Raw genomic sequence first — 24348 nt, 5'->3', positions numbered from 1 at the left:
GCCGCACCATGATGCAGCCGCGCGCGGGGTTCAAGACGAGGCGATGGCCACGACGATCACATCATCGCGGCCATTTTTCGTTCAGCGGAACGCCTTCAGCGCCGCCTTGCCGGGGAAGTACGCGCTGGTGCCGAGCTCCTGTTCGATGCGCAGCAACTGGTTGTACTTCGAGGTGCGGTCGGCGCGGGCCAGCGAGCCGGTCTTGATCTGCCCGCAATTGGTGGCGACCGCGAGGTCGGCGATCGTCGAGTCCTCGGTCTCGCCGGAGCGATGCGACATCACCGCGGTGTAGCCGGCCTTGTGCGCCATCTCGACGGCGGCCAGCGTCTCGGTCAGCGTGCCGATCTGATTGACCTTGATCAGGATCGAGTTGGCGCGACCGGCCTTGATGCCGTCGGCGAGGCGCGAGACGTTGGTGACGAACAAATCGTCGCCGACGAGTTGGCACTTGTCGCCGATCAGGTCGGTGATCGCCTTCCAGCCTTCCATATCGTCTTCGGCCATGCCGTCTTCGATCGACACGATCGGATAACGCGACACCAGATCGGCGAGATACTTGGCCTGTTCCTGCGGACCCAGGCTGCGGCCTTCCGCTTCATAGACATACTTGCCGTCCTTGAAGAACTCGGTCGACGCCGGATCGAGCGCGATCATGACGTCTTCGCCAGCCTTGAAGCCGGCCTTGCCGATCGCCGACAGCACGAAGTCGAGCGCGGCGTCGGCCGACGGCAGGTTCGGCGCGAAGCCACCCTCGTCGCCGACATTGGTGTTGTGGCCGGCCTTCTTCAATTCGCCCTTGAGGGTGTGAAAGATCTCCGAACCATAGCGCAGCGCTTCCGCGAAGCTCGGCGCGCCGACCGGCATGATCATGAATTCCTGGAAGTCGATCGGATTGTCGGCGTGCGCGCCGCCATTGATGATGTTCATCATCGGCACCGGCAGGGTGCGGGCCGAGGTGCCCCCGACATAGCGATACAGCGGCAGATCGTAAGACGACGCCGCAGCCTTGGCGACCGCGAGCGACACGCCCAGGATCGCATTGGCGCCGATCCGGCCCTTGTTCGGGGTGCCGTCGAGCTCGATCATGGTCTGGTCGATCTGCACCTGCTGCTCGGCGTCCATACCGCCGAGTGCATCGAACAGCTCGCCATTGACGGCTTCGACCGCCTTCAGCACGCCCTTGCCGAGATAGCGGGCCTTGTCGCCGTCGCGCAACTCGACCGCCTCGTGGGCGCCGGTCGAGGCGCCCGACGGCACCGCCGCGCGGCCGACCGAGCCGTCCTCGAGCACCACGTCGACTTCGACGGTCGGATTGCCGCGGCTGTCGAGAATTTCGCGGCCGATGATGTCGACGATGGCGGTCATGAATGCCTCTTGATCGGATGGAGGGAATGGAGTTGCGCCGCTTCTACAGCATGGCTCGGGGCACGAAAAGACCGCCGGACCGCTCCAAGAGGCCCGACAAACGGCGAACGCACCGGTTTTGCAACGGATTCCCCTGCTCCGGAAAATGCTCTAGGACGGCGGTAACGGAGACCACAGTTTCAAGCCATGTCGAAAACGCCCCGCAAATCCGCCGCCTCCTCGCCCCTGCAGCTCGGCCAAGCCGTCGAATGGCCGGATCGGCCGGAAGCCGCCAAGCTCGACCGGGTGCCGAACCCGCAGAAGGACACCAATTTCCTGGCTCGCTTCACCGCGCCGGAATTCACCTCGCTGTGCCCGGTGACCGGCCAGCCGGATTTCGCGCATCTGGTGATCGACTACGTTCCCGGCCCTTGGCTGCTGGAGTCGAAATCGCTGAAGCTGTACCTCGCCTCGTTTCGCAATCACGGCGCCTTCCACGAGGACTGCACGGTGGCGATCGGCAAGCGGATCGCGGCCGAGATCAAGCCGAAATGGCTGCGCATCGGCGGCTACTGGTATCCGCGCGGCGGCATCCCGATCGACGTATTCTGGCAGACCGGCAAACTGCCGAAGGACGTCTGGGTGCCGGACCAGGGCGTGCAGCCGTATCGCGGGCGGGGTTAGCGCCGCACCGCCTCGTCGACCAGCAGCGGCGGCTCGTGCAGATAGCGGGTGGCGCGGCGCTTGGCTTCGATGTCTTTCCAGACGCGCTGGATCTGGTCCGGCGTCAGCCCGGCCGCGGGCGCCGCGACCTCCGCCGGGATGCCGGCGTTCAGCGCATACAGGCACAAGTCCATGCGCTGATACGGCAGCGAGAAGTAGAACTCCTCCTGGGTCTGCGGCAGCGACCAGGTGTCGGTGGTCGGCGGCCGCTGCCGGATTTCCTGCGGCACGCCGAGATGATCGGCGAGCTGATAGACCTGCGACTTGTAGAGGTGCGCGATCGGCTTGAAGTCTGCTGCCCCGTCGCCGTTCTTGACGAAGAAGCCCTGGTCGTACTCCAGCCGGTTTGGCGTGCCGGCGACCGCGTAGTTCAGCCGGTCGGCATGGTAGTACTCGATCTGCTTACGGGTGCGCTGCTTCATATTGGTCGCGGCGATGATGCCGAGATAGGTGTCGAGCGGCAGCCGCAGCTTGCGCTGCTCGCCGCTCGGAGACTGCACCACCAGCGAAGTGATGCTGTAGGCAGAGCCGAGCGCATTGGCGATCACCACCTTGCAGCCCCAGCCGTCACCGAACTCCGGAACCAGCGTGCGGATGAAGGCGTCGCGCCGCGCATAGCAGCCGGCGCCGGCGAGCATCGGCGCGATGTCCTCGGTGACGCTGGTGATGCCGAGAGTCTCGGCCATCAGCCGGCCGAGCCGCAGGCTGTCGGGGTCGGAATCCTGTTCCGGCATCAGCAGCGCCAACACCTTGTCTGGCCCAAAGGCTCGCATGCACAGCGCAGCGGTGACCGACGAGTCGATGCCGCCGGACAGCCCGATCATCGCGCCGCGGCGGCGCAGCCGGCGCAGCACCTGGGCGCGGATCGCCTCGACGATCCGGTCGGTTTCCGCCGCGGCGTCGATCCGCAGCACATCGCTGCTGAAGCCGAGCGGCTGGGCGGCGGCGGTGGCCGCGCCCGGGACAATGCTGTTCATTCGGCGGCCTCCAGCACCGCCGCGGCCAGCGCGCGGCGATCGATCTTGCCATTGTCGGATTTCGGCAGCGCGTCGCGGAATTCGACGTGCTTCGGCACCATGAAGTCTTCCAGATGCCGTGCGCAGTGGCGGATCACGTCCTGCGCGGTGAGACTGCCGTCGTCGGCGACCACCAGGGCTTTGATGGCGGCGCCGAGCACCGGATCCTCGACGCCGATCACCGCCGCCTCCTTCACACCCGGAAGCGCGTGCAGCACGTTCTCGACTTCCTTCGGGCTGACCTTCTCACCGCGGGTCTTGATGATGTCATCCTTGCGGCCGACGAAGTACAGGAAGCCTGCGTCGTCGCAGCGGAACAGGTCGCCGGTATAGAGCACGTTCTCCCACGAGAACGGCCCAGGCCGCAGCGCCCGCGCGGTGGCTTCCGGATTTTCCCAATAGCCCTTCATCACATGCGGACCGCGGATCACCAATTCGCCGACCTCTCCCGGCGGCAGACGCGTGCCGGCATCGTCGGCCACATAGGCCTCGGTGCCGGGAATGGCGATGCCGACCGAGCCCGGCCGCTGCAAGAGCTGCTGCGGGGGCAGATAGGTGCAACGCTTGCATTCGGTGAGGCCGTACATCGAATATAGCAGCGCCTGCGGGAACAGCTCGGTAAGCCGCAGCACATGCGCGACAGGCAGCGCCGCGGCGGTGTTGGTGATGTAGCGCAGGCTCGGCAGGCTGCCCGGCGCCAGGTTCTTCATCTGCAGCAGCAGCGCCGCCATGGTCGGCACGATCGGAAAGCCGGTGACGCGTTCGGCGTCGATCTTCTGCAGGATGGTCTGCGGGAACGCGAACGACTTCTCCAGCACCAGCGTCGCGCCGACCTCGGCGGCCATCAGCGCCTGATACAGGCCGTAGTCGAACGACAGCGGCAGCACGCTGAGCACGACGTCGTCGGCACGGCTTTCCAGATAGGTGGTGATCGATGTCGCCGCGGCGACGACGTTCTGATGCGTCATCATCACGCCCTTGGGATGGCCGGTCGAGCCCGAGGTGTAGATCAGCATCGCTAGGTCGAGCTCGATGCCTGCGAACGGCAGACCATCGCAGGGCCGCGCAACCGCGTCTGCAAAGCTGATCCAGCCGGGCGTGAGCGCTGCGCCGTCGGCAACCACGACCGTGTGCACCGATGGCGCCTCGGCAATCGCCTTCTGCGCCACGGTGCCGAGACGGCCGCTGGTCACCAGCGCAGCCGCGCGGCAGTTGTTGAGGATGTAGGCGAGCTTGTCGGATTTGGTCGACGGATTGATCGGCGACAGCACCGCACCAGCCTTCAGTGTCGCAAAGATCGCGATCACCGCCTCGGCGCAGTTGTCGAGAAACACCACCACGCGATCCCCGCGGACAACGCCGGCGCCGAGCAGCGCCGCCGCAAGACGAGTCGAGGCTTCGTCCAGCTCGCGAAACGACAGCCGCCGGTCGCCCGCGACCAGCGCCGTCTTGTCGGGCCAGGCCGCCGCGCTCTCCGTCAGAAACTGCTCGACGCGCATCATCCGATCTCCGATTTCACCCGGCTGCCGACCTAAGCGCTTTCAGGCCGCGAGCGAACTGCCCTGACGACGGGCGACGTAAGCGTCGATCGCGGCGATCGAGTCGAGATTGTCCGGGACGATGTCCTCATCCGCGATGCTGATCGCAAATTCGGATTCCAGGAACGCCACCAGTTCGAGAATGCCGGTGGAGTCGATCAGGCCGGCTTCGAGCAGCGACTCGCCGTCGGCGATGGCGTCGGTGTCCTCGCGAAACAGGAAATTCTCTTCGATGAAGGCGCGGATCTTTGCGCGGCGGTCGGTCGACATAACCAGTCCTTTCTAAGCGGCTTGAATCGATGAAGCGATGGCGGTGCCGGCAGTCTGCCGGACCAGCAATTGGGTGGAGAGAATGCCGACGAAGGCGGCGTTGTCGCGCGCGCCGACCGCGCGGCCAGCGGCACACTTGCGCAGCAGCTTCTGCACTGCGCCGGCCTCGAACAGTCCGGAGGCAGCCAACGCGTCGGGGGCCAGGGCCGCCTCGACATAGCCGCGAGCCCCTGCGCCGAAGAACGAGCGGCTGTCGGGCGCGCGATATGGCTGCTTCGGCCGGTCGGCGATGTTCGCCGGCAGCAGATCGCGCGTCGCCTCGCGCAGGATGTGCTTCTCGCGCAGCACCCGCAGCTTCTGCCGCGGCGACAGTTTCGCAGCGAAGTCGATCACGCGGGGATCAAGGAACGGAAACCGGCCCTCGACCGCATGCGCCATCGCGACGCGATCGCCCTGCGACGAGAGGATGTAACCGGGCAGCAGAAACGCGGTCTCGAGGTACTGCGCCTGTGACAGCGGGTGCCAACGCGCAAACCGCTCCGGCAGCCGCTCGCGCAGATCGGCCAGGGCATCGTAGCCACTGAGCGCACCGCGCAGCTCGCGCGAGTAGAACGCCTTGGCGCCCTGCGTGGTCCGCACCCGCGGCAGATGCGAAAACAACGGATCGCCGAGATCGTCGCCGCTGCCGAGGAAGAAGGCCTCACGATAGCTCTGCGATTGGGTCTTGAGCTGAGACAAGTAAGGATACAGCCGCTGCAGCAGCAATGTGCGCCGCTTCGACGCCGGCTGCGCCGCGCAGAACCGGCGCAGCTTGGCCTCCTTGAAGATGTCGTAGCCGGCGAACACTTCGTCGGCGCCCTCGCCGGTCAGCACCACCTTCAGGCCCTGCCCGTGCACCAGCTCCGAGAGCATGTGCAGCGGCGTGGGACCGGTCCGCACCAGCGGCCGCTCGGCATGAGAGACCACCTCCGGGAAACGGCGGCCGATCTCGTCTTCGGTGCACAGCACCACGTGATGGTCGGTGTCGAGCGATCGCGCCATCACGTCCTGGAAGCCGCGCTCGTCGAATTCGGCATCCTCGAACGCGACCGAATAGGTGCGGAGCTGATCCGGCACCAACCGCTTCATGATCGCGGTGACGATCGAGGAATCCAGCCCGCCGCTGAGATAGGCGCCCACCGGAACGTCGGCGCGCAGCCGGATCCGCGTCGCATCGATCAGCAGCGCCTGCAGCTCGTCGGCAAGCTCGCGCGGATCACGCTGATCGTGCGCGACGATGTCATCGGCATCCGGGAACGCAAGCTGCCAGTACGGCTCGATGCGGACGCGGTCGCCTTCCGCCAGCAGCAGATGCCCCGGCGGCAGCTCGGCGATGTCCTTGAAGATCGTGCGCGGCGCCAAGGGGAACCAGAACGTGAAGGTCTGATCGAGCGCAATCGGATCGATCTCGGGAGCTACGCCCGGCACCTGAAGCAGCGAGCGGATCGCCGAGGCGAAATACAGACAGCCCTGCCGCCGGGTGTAGAACAACGGCCGCACGCCCATGCGGTCGCGCGCCAGCATCAGCCGCCGGTTGCGCGAATCCCACAATGCGAAAGCGAAGTCGCCGTTGAAATGCTTGACGCAGTCCGGCCCATACGCGCGATACGCCTTGAGGATCACCTCGGTGTCGGAGGCGGTGCGAAACCGATGCCCGCGCGCGATCAGGTCCTGGCGCAGCTCGACGTAATTGAAGATCTCGCCGTTGAACGAAAGCCACAACTCGCCATCGATGTCCGTCATCGGCTGCGCACCGCCGGCGAGATCGATGATGCTGAGCCGGGTATGTGCGAGCCCGAAGCCGTCGCCGACATGAACGCCGCTCGCGTCCGGACCGCGATGTGCCACGGCGGCGGCCATCTCGGTGAGCAATCGATCGTGCGCAATGCCCCCAGGCGATCCGTGGTAGCCGGCGATGCCGCACATGGGCTTTCTCTTGTTGCAGGCGGGCAACCTAGCCGGAACCGCTAAAACTTGCAGCGACAGCCTCGGGTTAACGTAAATGAAGCAGGTGCGGGTTGCTGGAGTTGGAAGGCACCACCGACGACGTGTAGCGAACGGGTACCGCACGACCGCCAATCAAGGCGAAGATGTGTCAACCGCCATCGATTGTTTCCAGCCAGAAACAAATCCGTCTCTCTCCGACAGCATCGAGCCGGCGGCCCGTCGCTAGAGCACGACTTCGCCATAGCTATTACGCGATCCCGCGTCGTCTGATCTCGCTATCCGCCGTGATGCTGGTGATCGGCTTAACTGATGCGAAAACAAATCATGTGATCGAAGGGGCCTTCAGGACGTTATCAATGGCCCTCATCCGCCGTTTTGCTTCCCATGACGCGATCGCCGTCGCCGACCTGTTTCAGGCGGTATTCCGGAAGTCGAGGGCGCCGGCGCCAGCCTCGCTCGCCGATTACTTCGTCGACATCTACCTGAATCATCCATGGTCCGACGCCGAGATCGGCGCGCTGGTGTATGTCGACACTGATGGACGGGTCCGCGGCTTCATCGGCGTCAACGTCGTCCCGATGATCTGGCAGGATCGCCCGATCCGCGCCGCCTATGCCGGCTCGCTGATGGTCGACGCGCCGGAGACCGATCCGCTGGCCGGAGCCCGGCTGCTGCGGGCTTATCTGAACGGCGCTCAGGACATCTCAATCAGCGAGACCGCCAACACCGCCTCGTTCGGGATGTGGCGCAAGCTCGGCGGCGAGATGGTGCTCGGCCGGAGCTACGAATGGGTCCGAGTTCTGCGGCCGCTGAGCCTCGCCGTCACGGTCGCAGCGCGCCGCCTGCCGCTTCTGAATCAGGTCCGGCTCGCAACCTCGCTGCTGGACGTGGCAGCAGCGAAGGTCCTGCCCGCGCTGCCAGCGCTGTCAATTGACGGGGGCCGTGACGTCGCTCCCGGTGAATTGGCGGACGTCATCCTGCACACCACCGCAGGCTCCGCATTGCGGCCGGCATTCCAGCCACCGGTGCTCGCTTCTCTGCTGGCGCACGCAGCGCGGAAGGAAGATCGCGGCACGCCCGTCGCACGCATCGTGCACGATCGCCGCGGCACTCCGATCGGCGGCTATCTGGCGCATGGCGACCGACACGGCGTCCTGCGCGTGCTGCAGACATTTTCGCTGCCGGCGAAGGCCGACCTGGTGGTCGACGATGTGCTGGCGACCGCGCAGCGGATCGGCGCCTCGGGCGTCGCCGGCAACACCCAGCCGGAGATGATGCCGCGTCTGCAGGCACTCGGCTGCCTCTACGTGCTGCGCTACGTCACCGTGGTTCACGCCCGCGATCCGGCGCTGCGCGCCGCCGCGCAAAGCGCCGACGCCGTCCTCAACGGCCTCGGCGGCGAATCCTGGATGCGGATGCTGGGCGGCAGGTTCAACTAACCCGATCGGATCCCGTCGACATCGCGCATCTCGCAACAGCGAGGAACTCTTCTCCTTCCCCGACGTTTGAGCGGAACTGCATCGTCCAACCGGAGGAGCGAGATTGAACCGGCGGCAAGTTCTGACCGGGCTGGCGGCGTTGCCGCTGTTGGGGGCGAAGGCCGATCCGGCCGCGGCGAGCAGCTCCCCGCCGTCGATCGATTTCGATCCCTGGATGGTGCGCAAGCTGGCGCGCGAGCTGGCGAGCAAGCCTTATCGTGCGCCGGAGGGTTCGTTGCCGAACACGCTGAGCGATCTGAGCTACGACGCCTACCGATCGCTGCGCTTCCGGCCCGACCGAGCCCTCTGGCGCGCCGAGAACCTGCCGTTTCAGGTCCAGTTCTTCCACCGCGGCTTCCTCTACAAGAACCGGGTGACGATCTTCGAAGTCGTCGACGGCCAAGCCCGCCCGATCCCTTATCGACCCGATGATTTCTCGTTCGGCACTATCGCTCCGCCGCCGCCGGATGCCGATCTCGGCTTTGCCGGCTTTCGGATTCACGCGCCGATCCAGCGTGCGGACTACTACGACGAGGTCAGCGCCTTCCTCGGCGCCGCGTACTTCCGCGCCGTCGCCAAGGGCGAGCGTTACGGCCTGTCGGCGCGCGGCCTGTCGATCGACACCGGCCAGTCCGGCGGCGAGGAATTCCCGCTGTTCAAAACGTTCTGGCTCGAACGCCCAGCTCCGGGCGCATCGTCGCTGGTGGTGCATGCGTTGCTCGACAGCAAGAGCGTCGCCGGTGCCTATCGCTTCACCATCCGGCCCGGCGACACCACCGTGTTCGATGTCGAGATGGCGCTGTATCCGCGCGTCGATCTGCAGCATGCCGGGCTGGCGCCGATGACCAGCATGTTTCTGTTCGGCCCGAACGATCCGGCCGACACACCGGACTTCCGCGCCGCGGTGCACGATTCCGACGGGCTGGCGATCTTCAACGGCAGCGGCGAGGAGTTGTGGCGGCCGCTGTGCAATCCGAAGGATCTGCAGATCAGTTCGTTCGGCGACCGCAACCCGCGCGGCTTCGGCCTGATGCAGCGCGAACGCAGCTTCGCCAACTATCAGGATCTGGAATCCCGGTTCGAACTGCGGCCGAGCCTGTGGGCCGAACCGATCGGCGACTGGACCGACGGCGCCGTCAAGCTGATCGAGATTCCGACTCGTGAAGAGGTGCACGACAATATCGCGGCGTTCTGGGAGCCGAAGCAGCCGCTGCGCGCCAAGGGCGAACACATCTACACCTATCGGCTGCACTGGGGCCCGGACACCCGAAAGCCACAGGGGCTCGCACGGTTTGTGCGGACCGGCATCAGCGCGCGCGGCGACAACGAGCGGTTGTTCGTGCTCGACCTCGCCGGCGACCGCCTGAAGACCGCGGATGCCGCCGCGATCCGCGGCGTCGTCGCCGCCGACAAGGGCGAGATCCGCAATATCGTGACCCAACCCAATCCAGCGATGGGCGGCTGGCGGCTCAGCTTCGACCTGGTCCAGGCGCAGGCTCCGGTCGAGCTGCGTGCGGCCGTGTTCGAGGGCGACACAGCAGTTTCCGAAGTCTGGCTGTACCGATGGACGCCGTAAACGGACCGCGCATCCAGCGGCACCATGACCTCGAACGTCGCGCCGAACCGCTGCCTGCAGACGCGCCGCTGCCGATGCCGGTGCAATCGTTCCGGCACAGGCCTCGGCCTGCCGCCTTTCGGTCGCCCGCCGTATGGCGCCGTGTCCTGATCATGGTCGCGACCGCGGTGCTGGCGGCGGCGGGCATTTACGAAATGTATCAGGTGCTGCAGGTCGGCGGCATCACGATTCTCGAGGCCGTGGTGCTGGCGCTGTTCGCCGCGCTGTTCGCCTGGGTCGCTCTTTCCTTCGTGTCGGCGCTCGCCGGCTTCGCCGTACTGTGCGGCGGCTGGCGCAACGATGTCGGCATCTCGACGGATGGCTCGTTGCCGGAGGTCACCTCCAGGATCGCGATGCTGCTGCCGACCTACAACGAAGACGCCCCCGTGGTGTTCGCGAGGCTGCAGGCGACACGGCAATCGGTCGACGAAACCGGCCGCGGCGCGCAATTCGACTGGTTCGTGCTCAGCGATTCCACCGACCCATCCGTCTGGATCGACGAAGAGCGCTGCTACGCCGAACTCGCCGCCACACAGGACCGTCTGTACTATCGGCACCGGCCCCACAATACGGCGCGCAAATCCGGCAACATCGCCGATTGGGTCGAGCGCTTCGGCGGCGTCTACGACTTCATGGTCATTCTCGACGCCGACAGCGTCATGACCGGCGACGTGCTGGTACGGATCGCCGCCGCGATGGAGGCAGACAGCGACATCGGCCTGATCCAGTCTCTCCCCGTCGTGGTTCAGGCGCGCACCCTGTTCGCACGGGTTCAGCAATTTGCCGGCAGCCTCTATGGGCCGATGATCGCCGCCGGCACCGCATGGTGGCACGGCTCCGAGAGCAATTATTGGGGCCACAATGCGATCATCCGGGTCGCGGCCTTTGCCGGCAGCGCCGGGCTGCCGACGCTGCCGGGCCGCAAGCCGTTCGGCGGTGAAATCCTCAGCCACGACTTCGTCGAGGCGGCGCTGATGCGCCGCGCCGGCTGGCGCATCCATCTCGCCCCGACACTGCGCGGCAGCTACGAGGAGTGCCCGCCGTCGCTGCTCGATTTCGCCGCACGTGACCGGCGCTGGTGCCAGGGCAATCTGCAGCACGGCAAGATCCTCACCGCCCGCGGACTGCATTGGGTGTCGCGGCTGCATTTCCTCACCGGCATCGGCGCCTATCTCACCGCGCCGATGTGGCTGGCGTTCCTGGTGGCCGGCATCCTGATTTCGCTGCAGGCGCAGTTCGTCCGCCCCGAGTATTTCCCGAAGGACTTCTCGCTGTTTCCAATCTGGCCGGCGCAGGACCCGGTGCGCGCCGCCTGGGTGTTCGCCGGCACGATGGGACTGTTGATCCTGCCGAAGCTGCTGGCCTTGTTGCTGGTGCTGATGCGCAGCCACACCCGCAGGCAGTTCGGCGGCGGCCTGCGCGCCTTCGGCGGCGTGCTGCTAGAAACGCTGATCTCGGCTTTGACCGCACCGGTGATGATGGTGTTTCAATCGACGGCGGTGATCGAGATCCTGCTCGGCCGCGACGCCGGCTGGCAGGTGCAGCATCGCGGCGACGGCGCGATCCCCTTCCGTGAAGTCGTCCAACGTTACGCGCTGCCGACTGCGCTCGGCGCGACCATGGCGATCGGGGCGTGGCTGGTATCGTGGCCGCTGCTGCTGTGGATGACGCCGGTGATCGTCGGCCTGTTGCTCGCGATCCCGGTGGCGCTGCTGACGACGCGTGCCGCCCGCTCGCGTCCGTTGCTGATGATGACCCCGGAGCAGATCGATCCGCCCGCGATTCTCGCGCAGGTGCATGCGCTCGCCGATCGTCTTCGCGGAGCGAGCCAAGCGACCGATCCGCTGAGCGCGCTTCGCCGCGACCGCCGGCTTCGGGAACTCCATCTCGCCGCCCTCGCCTTCCATCCTCCCCGCCGGCGCGGACGCATCGATCCGCATCTGGCGACCGCGCGCGTGCTGATCGACGACGCGAGAAGCTTCGACGAGGCGGTCGGCTGGCTTCACCCGCGCGAAGTCCGCGCCGTGCTCGGTGATGATGAAACGCTGCGGCGGCTGCTGCAATTGTCCAGCGCCGACGCGCGGCCCGCGGTCGGCGACGAGCCCGGTGGTTAGAACGGGGATTCGCGGGTCACCGCATCCGCCGGCGGCCGCGGTTTGAGGATGCGCGCCAGCACCAGGCCGAGCATCGCCATCGTCAGGGCCGTCAGAGCCAGCGTCGCGGTCTTGCCGAGCTGCGAGAGGCCGAAGCCGTAGGCGATCGGGCCGGTGGTCTGACCGATGAAGAAGAAAAACGAGTGCAGCGACATCGCGGTGCCGCGCGCGGTCTCGGTGAGTTCGGAGGCGAACACCTGGATGCAGCCGTGCAGCATGTAGAACCCCATCCCCATCAGGATGAAGGCGACGAGCTGCGCCTGCCAGTGCGGGCCGAGCATGATGGCAACGAGCTGCAGCGCGACCAACAGGCCGCCGCCGATCATCATGCCGGTGGTGCCGAGCCGCGGCAGCAATTGCGACACAGTCAGCGTGTAGATCAGCCCGCCGACCGCGAAGCCGGCGATCACCAGACCGGCGACCGCCAGGCTCTCCTCGCCCTGCTCGTGCAGGAAGGCGGCGACGTAAGGGAACAGCCCCATCACGCAGGTGCCCTCGATGAACACCGCGGTGAAGCAGATCGCCGCATTCGGATTGCTGAAAATGGTGCGATAGCCGCGGCGCAGCGCCGGCAGGTCCATCTCGGCGCTGCGCGGCGGCATCTTGGCGCCGCGGGCGCCGAGCGCCACCGCGATCGCGGCGGCGATCACCAGCAGGCCGAGGATTGCCAGCACGCCGCGCCAGCCGAGGAAATCACCGATCACGCCCGAAGCCGAGGCGCCGAGCAGATTGCCGGCCATCGAGCCGCCGAGCACGCGGCCGATCGCCACCTGCCGCCGCTCCACCGTGACCAGATCGGCCGCGAGGCCGAGCGCCACCGGAAACACGCCGCCGGCGCCAATGCCGGCGAGGATGCGGCAGACGAACAGCACCGCGAACGACGACGACAGCGCACCGAGCAGATTGGCGAAGCCGAGCAGCGCCAGACAGACGATCATCAGCCGAGCTTTGCCGAACAGATCGCCGAGCGCGCCGATCGCCGGCTGGACCACCGCGAAGGTGAAGGAAGTGACCGCGGCGAGTCCGGCCGCGGTGGTGATCGTCACGGCGAAATCGTCGGCGATCCGCGGCAGCACCGGGTCGAGCGCGCGCGTCGACAGCGACGCTGCAAAGCTCGACAGCGCGATGATATTGAGCGCCGGCGGCAGCCCGGACGATGAGGCTGCACTGCCGGCTGGCGGCATCAAACGCTCCCGACCGCGGACCGCTTCTTGGCGAGCGCGTCGAATTCCATCAGCGTCTTCATCAGCGCCTCGAACTCACGTAGCGGCACCATGTTGGGGCCGTCGGACGGCGCGTGATCCGGATCGGGATGGGTTTCGATGAACACGCCGGCGACGCCGACCGCGACCGCAGCGCGCGCCAGCACCGGCACGTATTCGCGCTCGCCGCCCGACGAGGTGCCCTTGCCGCCGGGCTGCTGCACAGAATGGGTCGCATCGAAGATCACTGGCGCGCCGGTGGTCTTGGCCATGATCGGCAGCGCGCGCATGTCCGACACCAGCGTGTTGTAGCCGAACGACACGCCGCGCTCGGTCACCAGCACCTTCGAGTTGCCGGCGTGGGTAATCTTGGACACGACGTTGCCCATGTCCCACGGCGCCAGGAACTGGCCCTTCTTGACGTTGACGACCTTGCCGGTCGCAGCGGCGGCGAGCAGCAGGTCGGTCTGGCGACACAGGAACGCGGGGATCTGCAGGATGTCCACGGCCTCGGCGGCGCGGGCGCATTGCTCGTTCTCGTGCACGTCGGTCAGCACCGGCAGGCCGAAGCTGTCACGGATCTCGGCGAAGATCGGCAGCGCGGCGTCGAGGCCGAGGCCGCGGGCGCTGGCTGCGCTGGTGCGGTTGGCCTTGTCGAACGACGTCTTGTAGACCAGCCCGAAGCCGAGCCGGGTGGCGATCTCCTTCAGCGCTGCGGCGACTTCCAGCGCATGCGCGCGGCTCTCGAGCTGGCACGGGCCGGCGATCACCGAGAGCGGCAACGAATTGCCGAATTTGACGTTGCCCGCCACGACGCTGGTGGCGGGCGCAATGCTCTTGTTCACCGCATTGTTCCTCGTTCGAAGATCAGGATGGCGCCGCACACATCGGTCACCACCAGGCGGCCGACATGGCGCGCCGCCGGAATGTTGTGGTCTTGCAGCAGCCGTTCAACCACGTCGAGATCGTCCGCGGCAATCCGTAATCCGACGAAGCTCGCACCCTCGCCTTCGGGCGAAACAGTGATGCCGTATTGATCACGCAGCGATACCGGCTCGACGATCTGGATATCGCCGCGGCAAGTCGACGCCGTCACGCCGATCGACGACGAATGCAGATCGCGGCTGCCGGTGAACGCCTCGAGAAAGATGTGATGATCGGTCGGATTGTCGGCGACCATCACCACCGCGGTCGCGGCGCGCGCGCCGTTGGCGTGCGCCTGAAACGCCGGATTCCAGAAATTCTCCGGATAGTGATGCTGGCAGCTCGCGAACCCCGCCTGCGGCGACAATGGATCACGCGCGAACGCCAGCGAGAATTGCAGCTTCACCACGCTGCCGTCGGGACGTCGCCCCTCCCGCCCGAAGGTGAAGAGATCGCCCGCCGCGATGCCGGCGGCATCGAACCGGCGCAGGTCGGCCGCCGCATCGTCGCTCGCCAGCAGCAGCATCGACAGACCCTCGCGGGCCGCCAAGTAGTCGCGCTGCAGCGCCCCGAACGACAAGCCACCGGCGCCATGCGCGGGAATTTTGTCGGGCTCACCGACCGTCAGCAGCTCGATGAAGAAGCGATCGAACTGGACGATGCGATTGTGCGTCCCCCATGGATGAACGTTGCGCGCCCCGACGGTGAAGCCGAGCCACCGATACAGATCCGCTGCCGCATCGAGATCGTGCACCGCATGAACGATATGGTCGAAGCCGTGGGGCATGAACGACGCCGTCATCGCGAGGAGCGCAGCGACGAATCCATCCAGCCCCGTGCTCGGCGCTGGATCGCTTCGCTTCGCTCGGAATGACGATCGAACCTGATACTCATCCGAATTACTTCACCGCCGAGAACGAGGTCGGCACCAGCAACTGATTGGTGATGGTGTCGACGATCTGGCCGTCCTTCTCGGTCTCGGCCTTCGCGGCGAGCCATTCCGGATCGCTGGCGAACGCGGTCCATTTCTGCTCGCGTTCGGCCAGGCTTTCCCAGGCGAGCAGATAGGTCAATTCCTGATTTGAAGCGCCGACCAGCGTGGTGAAGAACCCGGCCTGACGGATCCCGTGCTTCTCAAACAGCTTCAGCGTGATGGTCTCGAACCGCTTCAGCACTGCCGGCAGTTTGCCCGGCACGCAGCGATAGACTCGGGTCTCGTAGATCATCAGCTCTCCCCATGTTCGGCGAGCTTATAGCGGTAAGCCGCGGGGGTTGTCTTGCGTCACGCGCAGGGAGCAGAGTTGCGCATGCGGCGAACAGATTGTATATACAATGTCGGATTTCGACCCGGCCAAGGATACGATCAACCGCGCCAAGCACGGCATTTCGCTGGCGCGTTGGGCGGAGATGCGGGTGCGGGCCATCGTCCGCGACGGGCGGTTCGACTACGGCGAGGACCGATTCCGTGCCTATGGTTACATCGATGGCCTTGCCTATTGTCTGGTGTTCACTTTTCGCGACGGGCTTCGTCCGATCAGCCTGCGACGCGCCCACGACAAGGAAATGAGGCGTCATGCCCCGTAAGCCCATCGAGCCAGTGTTCGACGACGACAACCCGGAGTGGACCGCTGAGGATTTCGCCAACGCGACTCCCGTGAACATCATGGCCAGAGATCTGACTTCGGAATTTCTCGCGAAGATCCCAAGTCGGCGCGGTCCGCAAAAGGCACCGACCAAGGTGCCGGTGTCGATCCGGCTCAGCGCCGACGTGGTGGCGCACTACAAGGCGACCGGGCCCGGCTGGCAGTCGCGGATCGACGACACGCTGCGCAAGGCCGCGAAGCTGAAGACCGGCTAGCGGGGCTGGCGCTTGCCCGATGCGCGCTGCGAGGCGTCAGCGCGGCTTCGGCGGCGGCAGTTCGCCGGCGGTGGCCGCGATCTGCGGATCGACCAGCGTGACCTTGGCGCCCGGCTCGGCGGCGAACAGTTTCCTGAAATGCTCCGGCCCGAGCAGCTTCGCAGCCTCGTCGATCAGATGCTGATTGCGTGCGTTCAGCGCTTCGGCGCTGGGCTGGCCGGTGCCGGGCCAGGGCTGGGCCGCGAAACGCTGCACCTCGCCGCGCAGCCGTAGCAGACTTGCGAGCTTGGCCGGCTCGGTCGCCAGCAGTTCGGTCGCACGCTTCTCGAATTCGTCCATTGCGACGCCCTCACCGCTCGCCGCCACCGTCAGGCCTCCCGGCCGTCCGAGCCGCGCTACCAGCTGACTGCCGCTGCAGGCGGCGACCTTGGCGGCCCAGGCGGTCTGCTGCAGCCCATAGGTTCCGTAGATGTAGCTCGACAACGGATAGCCGCGCGCCTTGCTCACCGTCAGCGGCGGGCCGCCGCCGTCCGCCGTCGCATACAACACCTGATTGGCAAGTTGGTGGCACACGCCATCGACGCCGTAGCTGTAGATCGTGCCGCGCGCCGCGGGCGTGGTGTTGGAATCGGCATTCGCCTGCACCAGGCATTGCGCCAGCTTGAGATTGCCGGCCTGCTGGCCGAGCGCGCCGGTCGGATTGACCGGCGTTCCGCCTTGCGGATGAAACGATCCCCAGCAGTACCAGAACGACTGACCGGCAACGACCACGTCGGCGATGGTGTTATAGGGATGAACCTGATTGTCGTAGCTGGTCACCCAGGTGTGGTCGACCGGAGATTCCGAGGACCAGGCCGGAATCGCCCAGGCATAGAGGCTGACCGACGGTGCCATTTCCATTCCCCCGAAGAGATGTTGCGCGACACGTTACGGTTGTGCCGGAAGCATCATCTACCGGACCAGGAATGTCCACGCGCAAGCGGCGGCCATTCACCGAAAATCGGCGCCCCCAAAAGGAGCTGGATTATGACCACGCGATCATCGCGGACCGTTGCCGGCCGTTCTGATGCCGTCCCGGGCGTGCGGTGGACGCCGCGCGCGCTGGCGCTCGTCCTGGCGCTCGGCGTGGGGCCTGCGTTCGCCCAGGCCCCCGGCAGCGGCACGCCTGGCGTCGTCACCGGCGGCAGTCAGGACGTGATGGTCGGTGGCAAGCCGGCCGCCCGCGCCGGTGACGTCACTACCGACGGCGCGATCGTGCAAGGCTCCAGCAACGTTTTCATCAACGGCAAGCCCGCCGCGATCGGCGGCAGCCGCACCGGCTGCGGCGGCGTGGTGGTCGGCAGCGGCTCGGGCGTGTTCATCAACGGCAAGCCGGTCGCGCGCAGCGGCGATCCTTCGACCGGCTGCCGCTGACGACGACTTCGCTCTTACACCAGCCGGCTCTGCACCAGCGCGAGCCGATGAAAAACTAATACAGGCACTACGAATCCACGCTCGATCATACGATCAGAATAGCGACCCCTGAGCGCTATCGACTATTCGATAGCCCCAATATTTCCCCGGATTTGTTCCATCGCCGCGTTCGAGATGCTTCACTACAGCTTCAACATACACCTGAAGAAACTGATCTATCTTATCCGCACCGAAAAGCGAGAGATCCCTACCATAGAGCGCTCGGAACTCCCGACTTGAATAATCACCGCTTGGACCAGCATATAAGTACTCGATATCCGCAGCCTCATAGTCATCACGAGCGAGCTGGTTGGCGGCCACTGAGCAAACAAAATCGACCTGCCAACCAAGCGGACGAGAGTCTTTTCGAAAGCCAGGAATAACTAGATGAGCTGATTGTCGATTTTGAACTCTAACAAAGGGAGCTTTTATACCAATGTGAATATTACTGCCTCGATATCTAGCTATGCGTACAGCTACATATCCAATCCGATAACAAACAGACTTGTTAGATGCGGCGTGCTGTCCAACTGCCCGAATGATCGCCGTGTTCTGCGCTCTGCCCTTTGGATTTCCTGAGCTTTCGCAATACTTAATGGCCTGCTCCACCGAGCTGGCACCTCTGAAGATGTCAAAAGTTGCCCGAATTGACGGGTCGTGATTAAACCCCCCGCCGCGAGGGCGTAAGTAGAGATCCTCGATCCTGTCAAAGACCGCTTGAACATCAACCTTCGTCGGTTCTGGGCCAAGAAAACGGGCGACATCCTGGACGTTCACTAAGTACAGACCCGGCATTGGGCCACCTCAGTTGTTCTCGATTTGATCTTTTACACCGAGTTACGAATTCCTTTCAACGAAAAATGGGCGAGGATTTCCTCATCCCGAATTCTCATACCAAAGCGGGCAACAACCTTGTCAGAATTCCAAAGCTTTTCCCACGGCGACCCCTCATCGTGAGTCAAATCACGAAGGTCCCAAGGGCCAAAACCTTTATAGAGGTCAAATATCTCTTCGACGAATTTTTGATCTGCCTCAAGTAGATTTGGGACGACCTCGTAGATCTCTCCGCTGAGAAGATCGAATTTCTTGGCTCTCGAACTAATTTTCGAACTACCATGATGTTTAAAGGCATCTCGAACTACTTTGACTACTGGCCCGTTTTGCCAAGCCTCGAATTCATTCTTAATAAGCGGCCTCTGCTTGTAGACCAAGTACCATCCGTGGCAGAAATATATCAACTTAAGCAAGCTTATCTGCGTGAGGCTCAACCGCTTCCCATCAGCGTAATCGAGGAGATAGTTAGCTATCTCTCGAGCGTCATAAGGAGCTGTGGATATTTGGACCATGATGAGAACATATCATGAACAAAATGGATTGGACAGCTGCGTTTAAACGCTGAATCCATAGGTATCGCAATCAACACTTACACCAGCCGGCTCTGCACCAGCGCCGCTTCGACGAACGAGGCGAACAGCGGGTGCGGGTCGAACGGGCGCGACTTCAGCTCGGGGTGGAACTGGACGCCGATGAACCACGGGTGGTCCTCGTATTCGACGATCTCCGGCAGCACGCCGTCCGGCGACATGCCGGAGAATTTCAGGCCGTGCTGCTCGAGCCGGTCCTTGTAGGCGGTGTTGACCTCGTAGCGGTGGCGGTGGCGCTCCGAGATCTCGGTGGCGCCGCCGTAGATCTGCGACACCCGGCTGCCGCGCTTCAGCGCCGCCGGATAAGCGCCGAGCCGCATCGTGCCGCCGAGGTCGCCGGCCTGGCTGCGCTTCTCCAGCTCGTTGCCGCGCACCCATTCGGTCATCAGGCCGACCAGCGGCTCCGGCGTCGGGCCGAACTCGGTCGAATTGGCCTGCTCGATACCCGCGAGATTCCGCGCGGCCTCGATCACCGCCATCTGCATGCCGAAGCAGATGCCGAAATACGGCACGTCGCGCTCACGCGCGAACTGTGCCGCCTTGATCTTGCCCTCGGCGCCGCGCTGACCGAAGCCGCCGGGCACCAGGATGCCGTTGACGTGCTCGAGAAACGGCGCCGGGTCCTCGTTCTCGAACACTTCGCTCTCGATCCAGTCGAGCTTGACCTGGACCTTGTTGGCGATGCCGCCGTGGCTCAGCGCTTCGATCAGAGACTTGTAGGCGTCCTTCATCCCGGTGTACTTGCCGACGATCGCGATCGTCACCGCGCCTTCGGGATTGCGGATGCGCTCGTTGATCTCGTGCCAGCGCGCCAGCTGCGGCGGCTCCTTGGCGTCGATCGCGAACGCCGCCAGCACTTCGTCGTCGAGCCCGGCAGCGTGATACGCCTCCGGCACCGCATAGATGCTGTCGGCGTCACGCGCCTCGATCACCGCGCTTTCGCGGACGTTGCAGAACAGCCCGAGCTTGCGCCGCTCCTCCTTCGGGATCGGCCGGTCGGTGCGGCACAGCAGGATGTCGGGCTGGATGCCGATCGAGCGCAGCTCCTTGACCGAATGCTGGGTCGGCTTGGTCTTCAGTTCGCCGGCGCTCGGGATGTAAGGCAGCAGCGTCAGGTGGATGTAGATCACGTCCCCGCGCGGCAGATCGTTCTTGATCTGGCGGATCGCCTCGAAGAACGGCAGGCCCTCGATGTCGCCGACGGTGCCGCCGATCTCGACCAGCACGAAGTCGTAGCCGTCGTTGTCGCTGACGATGAATTCCTTGATCGCGTTGGTGACGTGCGGGACCACCTGGATGGTGGCGCCGAGATAGTCGCCGCGGCGTTCCTTGGTCAGGATGTCCTGATAGATCCGGCCGGTGGTGATGTTGTCCTGCTTGGTCGCAGGCCGGCCGGTGAAGCGTTCGTAATGGCCGAGATCGAGGTCGGTCTCGGCGCCGTCGTCGGTCACGAACACTTCGCCGTGCTGATACGGCGACATCGTTCCGGGATCGAGGTTGAGATAGGGATCGAGCTTGCGAAGGCGGACTTTGTAGCCACGCGCCTGCAGCAGCGCACCGAGTGCCGCCGATGCCAGACCCTTGCCGAGCGAGGAGACCACGCCGCCGGTGATGAAGATATACCGCGCCATGGGACTTTACCTTTAATGCCGCCGGTCCGATTCGCCAAAACGAATCGCATCCCTCGGACGGTTCGGCCAAGGCCTGTGGGTGACGCTGAAGGCTCAGCGATTTCAGACGATTGCCGAAGGGACTTCAGACTGTGCGCGAGGTCCCTTCAGCGCATATCGGCAATGCTTATTGCGACTGCGGCGGGGTCGGCGCCGCGGGCGCTGCCGGTGCCGCAGGCGCGGCCGGAGCCGCGGGCTGCTGGTTCTGCTGCTGATCGGCCTGCTTCAGCGAGTCGAGCAGACCACCGCCCTGCGACAGCGGCGGGGCCGGCTGCCCCGGGGCCTGCTGCTGGATCGGAGCGGTCGGCAGGATCGTCGCCGGCTGCCGGTTGTAGCTCGCCAGCCAGGTGAGCAGCAGGCTGGTGGCGAAGAACCCGACCGCCAGGATTGCGGTGGTGCGGGTCAGAAGGTTGGCCGTACCACGGCTCGACATGAAGCCGCCACCGCCACCACCGCCGACGCCCAGGCCACCGCCCTCGGACTTCTGCAGAAGCACTACGCCGATCAGGCCCAGCACCAACATCAGGTGAATGACGATAATGACAGTCTGCATCTTACCCTTCCATCGCAAGCCGGTGCCGCCGAATGGCCACAGGCGCCGGCGGGCGGCTGCTCGACAGGCTTGCGGGATCAATGAAGTCGCGCGGTGTCTACACGATCGCGCGGGGATTTGTCACCCCCGCATGGTTCCAGAAACGCCGCATCAGAACCGCTCGGCGCGGCTTAGTTAGGGACAGCCCGCGGCGATCGCAAGGAAATCCGACGCCTTCAGGCTGGCGCCGCCGATCAGCGCGCCATTGACGTGCGGCACCGCCAGCAATTCGCGAGCGTTCGAGGGCTTCACCGAGCCGCCGTACAGGATCCGCATCGTCTCGCCGGCCGTCCCGAACCGATCGCTCAAGGTGTTGCGGATAAAGCCATGAACTTCTTCGACATCCGCCGTGGTCGGGGTGCGGCCGGTGCCGATCGCCCAGACCGGCTCATAGGCCACCACCAGATTTGCCGCGGTGGCCCCGTCCGGCAGCGAGCCGGCCAGCATCCCGGCGACGACGTCGAGCGTATGGCCGGCGTCACGCTCGCCCTGGGTCTCGCCGACGCAGACGATCGCGACCAGACCGGCGCGCCACACCGCCTGCGCCTTGGCGCGGACGATCGCATCGGTTTCGGCATGGTCGGCGCGGCGCTCGGAATGGCCGACGATGATCGCGGCGGCGCCGGCGTCCGCCAGCATCTCGGCGGCGATATCGCCGGTGTGCGCGCCCGAGGCGTTGGCGTGGCAGTCCTGGCCGCCGATCGCAAATGGCAGGGTTTTACCTGCCGCCTTGTCCACGACTCGCGCGGCAAAACTGGCGACCAGCGTCGCCGGCGGGCAGACCAGCAAATCGATACCAGGTGAAACCTGCGCCGCGCCGTCGAGCATCGCGTCCAGCTCGGCGATGGACTCCCCGAGGCCGTTCATCTTCCAGTTTCCAGCAATCAACGGGCGAACGGCGGGGACCGGCATGAGCACTCTCGCAATAGAGGGTTGAGCCGTTCCGCTAGCAGAGCCGATTGCGAGACTCAAGGAGACGTGAATTTCCCCGCTGCGGCGATCCGCAGCACAGCCGGAGATTCGAGTGGCCGCAACCCGACCACGATACTGGCGTTCGGTTGCGACGCCATCGACGGCACTTTATGATGGATTTTCAAGCCGGCGACGCTAATTTGCGCACCCGCGCCCAGCGAGCGCGGCCGGTTCCCTCCTGACAAAAAGTGACTCCATGCTCCGAGGAATGCGCAAAGCCTCATCCAACTGGGTTGGCAAGACCATCATGACGATCGTGATGGGCGTCCTGATCATCAGTTTCGGAGTCTGGGGCATCGCCGACGTGTTCCGTGGATTCGGCCGGTCGACGCTCGCCAAGATCGGCAGCACCGAGATCTCCACCGAGCAGTTCCGGCAGACCTACAATGATCGACTGCAGCAGATCGGCCGCCAGTTCGGCCGGCCGCTGACGCCCGATCAGGCGCGCGCGATCGGCATCGACCGTCAGGTGCTGCAGCAGACCATCGCCGAGGCCGCGCTCGACGAGGACGCGCGCCGGCTCGGGCTCGGCCAGTCCGACGCCGAGACCATGAAGTCGATCCTGGAGGATCCGAACTTCAAAGGTGCCAATGGACAGTTCGACGCCGGCCGCTTTCAGCAGCTGATCCGGCAGTTCGGCTTCACCGAGCAGCGCTACGTCGCCGAGCAGCGCCGCGTCGCGCTGCGCCGTCAGATCGCCGGCACCATCACCGCCGGCCTCGAACCGCCGAAGCTGCTGCTGCAGGCGCTGAGCCAATTCCAGAACGAACAGCGCGCGATCGACTATCTGAAGCTGACCGACGCCCAGGCCGGTGCCATCGAGGCGCCCTCGCCGGCCGACCTCAGCGCGTTCTACGACTCGCACAAGGCGCAGTTCCGCGCGCCCGAATACCGAAAGGTATCGTTTCTGGTGGTGACGCCCGAATCGCTCGCGAAGTGGACCGAGGTGTCCGACGCCGACGCGCAGAAGCTGTTCGAGCAGCGCAAGGACAAGCTGTCGACACCGGAGAAACGGCAGATCCAGCAGATCGTGTTCCCGAACGCCGACGAAGCCCAGGCGGCCCGCGCCAAGATCGCCGGCGGCACCAGCTTCGCCGACCTCGCCAAGGAGCGCGGCGTCAAGCCGGCCGATCTCGACCTCGGCTTGGTCAGCCAGTCCGACATGCTCGATCCGAAGGTCGCCGCGGCGGCGTTCGCGCTGCCGCTGAACGAGGTCAGCCAGCCGGTGCAGGGCCAGTTCGGCACCGTGCTGCTCGAGGTGACCAGGATCGAGCCCGGCAAGCAGCCGGAGTACGTCAGCGTGGCGGCAACCCTGAAGCGGGATATCGCCCAGGAGCGCGCCCGCAGGCAGGTGCAGGAGCTGCACGACAAGATCGAGGACGCCCGTGGCGGCGGCGCCAGCGTGATCGAAGCGGCCAAGCAGTTCGGCCTCAGCGCGGTCACGGTCGAGGCGATCGATCGTTCGGGCCGCGGGCCGGACGGCACGCCGGTGGCGTCGATTCCGAAGGGACTCGAACTTGCCAACGCCGCGTTCAACAGCGATCCGGGCGTCGACAACGACGCCATCAGCTACCAGAACGGCTATGTCTGGTACGACATCATCGGCGTCACGCCATCGCGCGAACGTCCGCTCGACGAGGTCAAGGACAAGGTCGAAGCCGGCTGGCGCGCCGAACAGGTCACCGAGAAGCTGCGCAAGCTCGCGACCGAATTGGTGCAGAAGCTGCAGGGCGGCGCCAAGCTCGCCGAGGTGGCGCCGGCCGGCGTCACGGTGCAGAGCGCGACCGGGATCCAGCGCGAAGGCGCCGACGCCGGCCTGCCGAATACGGTGGTGGATGCGGTCTTCCGGACCGCCAAGGACGGCGCCGGTCAGGTCCAGGGTGGCAGCGGCACCGAGTGGTACGTGTTCCGCGTCACCGGCGATACCGTGCCGCCGGCCGACGTCAACGCGCCGCAGATGCAGCAGTTGAAGGACAATCTGGTGCAGCGGCTGCGCGACGAGCAGGTCGGCGAGTACATCGCCTGGCTGGAGAACGACATCGGCACCAAGATCAATCAGGAAGCGGTGGCGCAGGCAACGGGGGCGGCGACGAACTGACGGCGTAACGCCGCAGTCCGGTCGCCGAAGGGG

General features: G+C 65.4%; 23 protein-coding genes. 8 read left to right on the top strand and 15 right to left on the bottom strand.

Going from position 1 to position 24348, the window contains the following annotated elements; translation table 11 throughout:
* Nucleotides 1–81 precede the first annotated feature (81 nt).
* Complete coding sequence (gene eno, locus DWA33_RS00565; RefSeq protein WP_013502337.1) at nucleotides 82–1365, bottom strand: phosphopyruvate hydratase; 1284 nt, start codon at nucleotides 1363–1365, stop codon at nucleotides 82–84.
* 186 nt (nucleotides 1366–1551) lie between these two features.
* Between eno and queF the strand changes: the two genes are divergently transcribed.
* Nucleotides 1552–2028, top strand: coding sequence for a preQ(1) synthase (gene queF / locus DWA33_RS00560; RefSeq protein ID WP_114356175.1), 477 nt, complete (start codon nucleotides 1552–1554; stop codon nucleotides 2026–2028).
* Here the strand turns inward: queF and nadE are convergent.
* The 4 genes from nadE to asnB are packed head-to-tail and all read right to left on the bottom strand — an operon-like array spanning nucleotide 2025 to nucleotide 6856.
* A complete protein-coding gene (nadE, locus tag DWA33_RS00555) occupies nucleotides 2025–3044 on the bottom strand; it encodes an NAD(+) synthase (protein ID WP_114356174.1) in 1020 nt (339 codons plus the stop codon). The genes queF and nadE overlap by 4 nt on opposite strands.
* Entirely contained in the window at nucleotides 3041–4582 is a 1542-nt protein-coding gene (locus DWA33_RS00550) for a class I adenylate-forming enzyme family protein (protein ID WP_114356358.1), read from the bottom strand. Before DWA33_RS00550 ends, nadE begins: the two co-directional genes overlap by 4 nt.
* 42 nt (nucleotides 4583–4624) lie before the next feature.
* Nucleotides 4625–4891, bottom strand: coding sequence for an acyl carrier protein (locus DWA33_RS00545; RefSeq protein WP_114356173.1), 267 nt, complete (start codon nucleotides 4889–4891; stop codon nucleotides 4625–4627).
* Between the two features lie 12 nt (nucleotides 4892–4903).
* Nucleotides 4904–6856 carry an asparagine synthase (glutamine-hydrolyzing) gene (gene asnB, locus DWA33_RS00540; protein ID WP_114356172.1) on the bottom strand — a complete coding sequence of 651 codons (1953 nt, stop codon included), beginning with the start codon at nucleotides 6854–6856 and terminating at the stop codon, nucleotides 4904–4906.
* A gap of 377 nt (nucleotides 6857–7233) precedes the next feature.
* Between asnB and DWA33_RS00535 the strand changes: the two genes are divergently transcribed.
* The 3 genes from DWA33_RS00535 (at nucleotide 7234) to mdoH (ending at nucleotide 12084) form a co-directional block, all read left to right on the top strand.
* Nucleotides 7234–8316 carry a hypothetical protein gene (locus tag DWA33_RS00535; protein WP_114356171.1) on the top strand — a complete coding sequence of 361 codons (1083 nt, stop codon included), beginning with the start codon at nucleotides 7234–7236 and terminating at the stop codon, nucleotides 8314–8316.
* Nucleotides 8317–8419: 103 nt separating this feature from the next.
* A complete protein-coding gene (locus tag DWA33_RS00530; protein WP_114356170.1) occupies nucleotides 8420–9931 on the top strand; it encodes a glucan biosynthesis protein G in 1512 nt (503 codons plus the stop codon).
* Complete coding sequence (gene mdoH, locus DWA33_RS00525; protein ID WP_114356169.1) at nucleotides 9919–12084, top strand: glucans biosynthesis glucosyltransferase MdoH; 2166 nt, start codon at nucleotides 9919–9921, stop codon at nucleotides 12082–12084. Before DWA33_RS00530 ends, mdoH begins: the two co-directional genes overlap by 13 nt.
* Here mdoH and DWA33_RS00520 read toward each other — a convergent pair.
* The 4 genes from DWA33_RS00520 to DWA33_RS00505 form a co-directional block, all read right to left on the bottom strand.
* Nucleotides 12081–13307, bottom strand: a complete 1227-nt coding sequence (locus tag DWA33_RS00520) for an MFS transporter (RefSeq protein WP_114356168.1) — start codon at nucleotides 13305–13307, stop codon at nucleotides 12081–12083. The two genes, mdoH and DWA33_RS00520, sit on opposite strands and share 4 nt — an antisense overlap.
* Nucleotides 13307–14170 carry a 3-deoxy-8-phosphooctulonate synthase gene (kdsA, locus tag DWA33_RS00515; RefSeq protein ID WP_114356167.1) on the bottom strand — a complete coding sequence of 288 codons (864 nt, stop codon included), beginning with the start codon at nucleotides 14168–14170 and terminating at the stop codon, nucleotides 13307–13309. The genes DWA33_RS00520 and kdsA overlap by 1 nt, the downstream gene beginning before the upstream one ends.
* Entirely contained in the window at nucleotides 14167–15036 is an 870-nt protein-coding gene (locus tag DWA33_RS00510; RefSeq protein ID WP_114356357.1) for a VOC family protein, read from the bottom strand. Before DWA33_RS00510 ends, kdsA begins: the two co-directional genes overlap by 4 nt.
* Before the next feature lie 112 nt (nucleotides 15037–15148).
* The gene (locus tag DWA33_RS00505) at nucleotides 15149–15475 is read right to left on the bottom strand and encodes an NIPSNAP family protein (protein ID WP_114356166.1); all 327 of its coding nucleotides are present in this window, start codon (nucleotides 15473–15475) and stop codon (nucleotides 15149–15151) included.
* A gap of 106 nt (nucleotides 15476–15581) precedes the next feature.
* Between DWA33_RS00505 and DWA33_RS00500 the strand changes: the two genes are divergently transcribed.
* Nucleotides 15582–15833: a BrnT family toxin gene (locus tag DWA33_RS00500; RefSeq protein WP_114356165.1), complete on the top strand. Its 252-nt coding sequence runs from the start codon at nucleotides 15582–15584 to the stop codon at nucleotides 15831–15833.
* Nucleotides 15823–16107: a BrnA antitoxin family protein gene (locus tag DWA33_RS00495; protein WP_114356164.1), complete on the top strand. Its 285-nt coding sequence runs from the start codon at nucleotides 15823–15825 to the stop codon at nucleotides 16105–16107. Before DWA33_RS00500 ends, DWA33_RS00495 begins: the two co-directional genes overlap by 11 nt.
* Before the next feature lie 36 nt (nucleotides 16108–16143).
* On the opposite strand, the gene DWA33_RS00490 is transcribed toward DWA33_RS00495, so the two are convergent.
* Nucleotides 16144–17001 (bottom strand): hypothetical protein, encoded by an 858-nt coding sequence (locus DWA33_RS00490; protein ID WP_114356356.1) that lies wholly within the window; start codon nucleotides 16999–17001, stop codon nucleotides 16144–16146.
* Between the two features lie 132 nt (nucleotides 17002–17133).
* On the opposite strand from DWA33_RS00490, the gene DWA33_RS00485 reads away from it, so the two are divergent.
* Nucleotides 17134–17520, top strand: a complete 387-nt coding sequence (locus tag DWA33_RS00485; RefSeq protein WP_244601164.1) for a PAAR domain-containing protein — start codon at nucleotides 17134–17136, stop codon at nucleotides 17518–17520.
* 93 nt (nucleotides 17521–17613) lie between these two features.
* On the opposite strand, the gene DWA33_RS24840 is transcribed toward DWA33_RS00485, so the two are convergent.
* The 5 genes from DWA33_RS24840 to tpiA all read right to left on the bottom strand — a co-directional run bounded on the left by DWA33_RS24840 (nucleotide 17614) and on the right by tpiA (nucleotide 22157).
* The gene (locus tag DWA33_RS24840) at nucleotides 17614–18354 is read right to left on the bottom strand and encodes a hypothetical protein (RefSeq protein ID WP_147270210.1); all 741 of its coding nucleotides are present in this window, start codon (nucleotides 18352–18354) and stop codon (nucleotides 17614–17616) included.
* Nucleotides 18355–18386: 32 nt separating this feature from the next.
* Complete coding sequence (locus tag DWA33_RS00480) at nucleotides 18387–18905, bottom strand: Panacea domain-containing protein (RefSeq protein ID WP_114356163.1); 519 nt, start codon at nucleotides 18903–18905, stop codon at nucleotides 18387–18389.
* 77 nt (nucleotides 18906–18982) lie between these two features.
* On the bottom strand, nucleotides 18983–20614 hold the full coding sequence (gene pyrG, locus DWA33_RS00475) for a CTP synthase (RefSeq protein WP_114356162.1): 1632 nt from the start codon (nucleotides 20612–20614) through the stop codon (nucleotides 18983–18985).
* 166 nt (nucleotides 20615–20780) lie between these two features.
* Entirely contained in the window at nucleotides 20781–21206 is a 426-nt protein-coding gene (secG, locus tag DWA33_RS00470; RefSeq protein WP_114356161.1) for a preprotein translocase subunit SecG, read from the bottom strand.
* Nucleotides 21207–21380: 174 nt separating this feature from the next.
* Complete coding sequence (gene tpiA / locus DWA33_RS00465; protein WP_114356160.1) at nucleotides 21381–22157, bottom strand: triose-phosphate isomerase; 777 nt, start codon at nucleotides 22155–22157, stop codon at nucleotides 21381–21383.
* Between the two features lie 256 nt (nucleotides 22158–22413).
* On the opposite strand from tpiA, the gene DWA33_RS00460 reads away from it, so the two are divergent.
* Nucleotides 22414–24315: a peptidyl-prolyl cis-trans isomerase gene (locus tag DWA33_RS00460; protein WP_114356159.1), complete on the top strand. Its 1902-nt coding sequence runs from the start codon at nucleotides 22414–22416 to the stop codon at nucleotides 24313–24315.
* Nucleotides 24316–24348: the final 33 nt, after the last annotated feature.

It is taken from the genome of Rhodopseudomonas pentothenatexigens (assembly GCF_900218015.1).
Lineage (GTDB): Bacteria > Pseudomonadota > Alphaproteobacteria > Rhizobiales > Xanthobacteraceae > Rhodopseudomonas > Rhodopseudomonas pentothenatexigens.
This window is presented reverse-complemented; position numbering and strand designations above follow the sequence as displayed.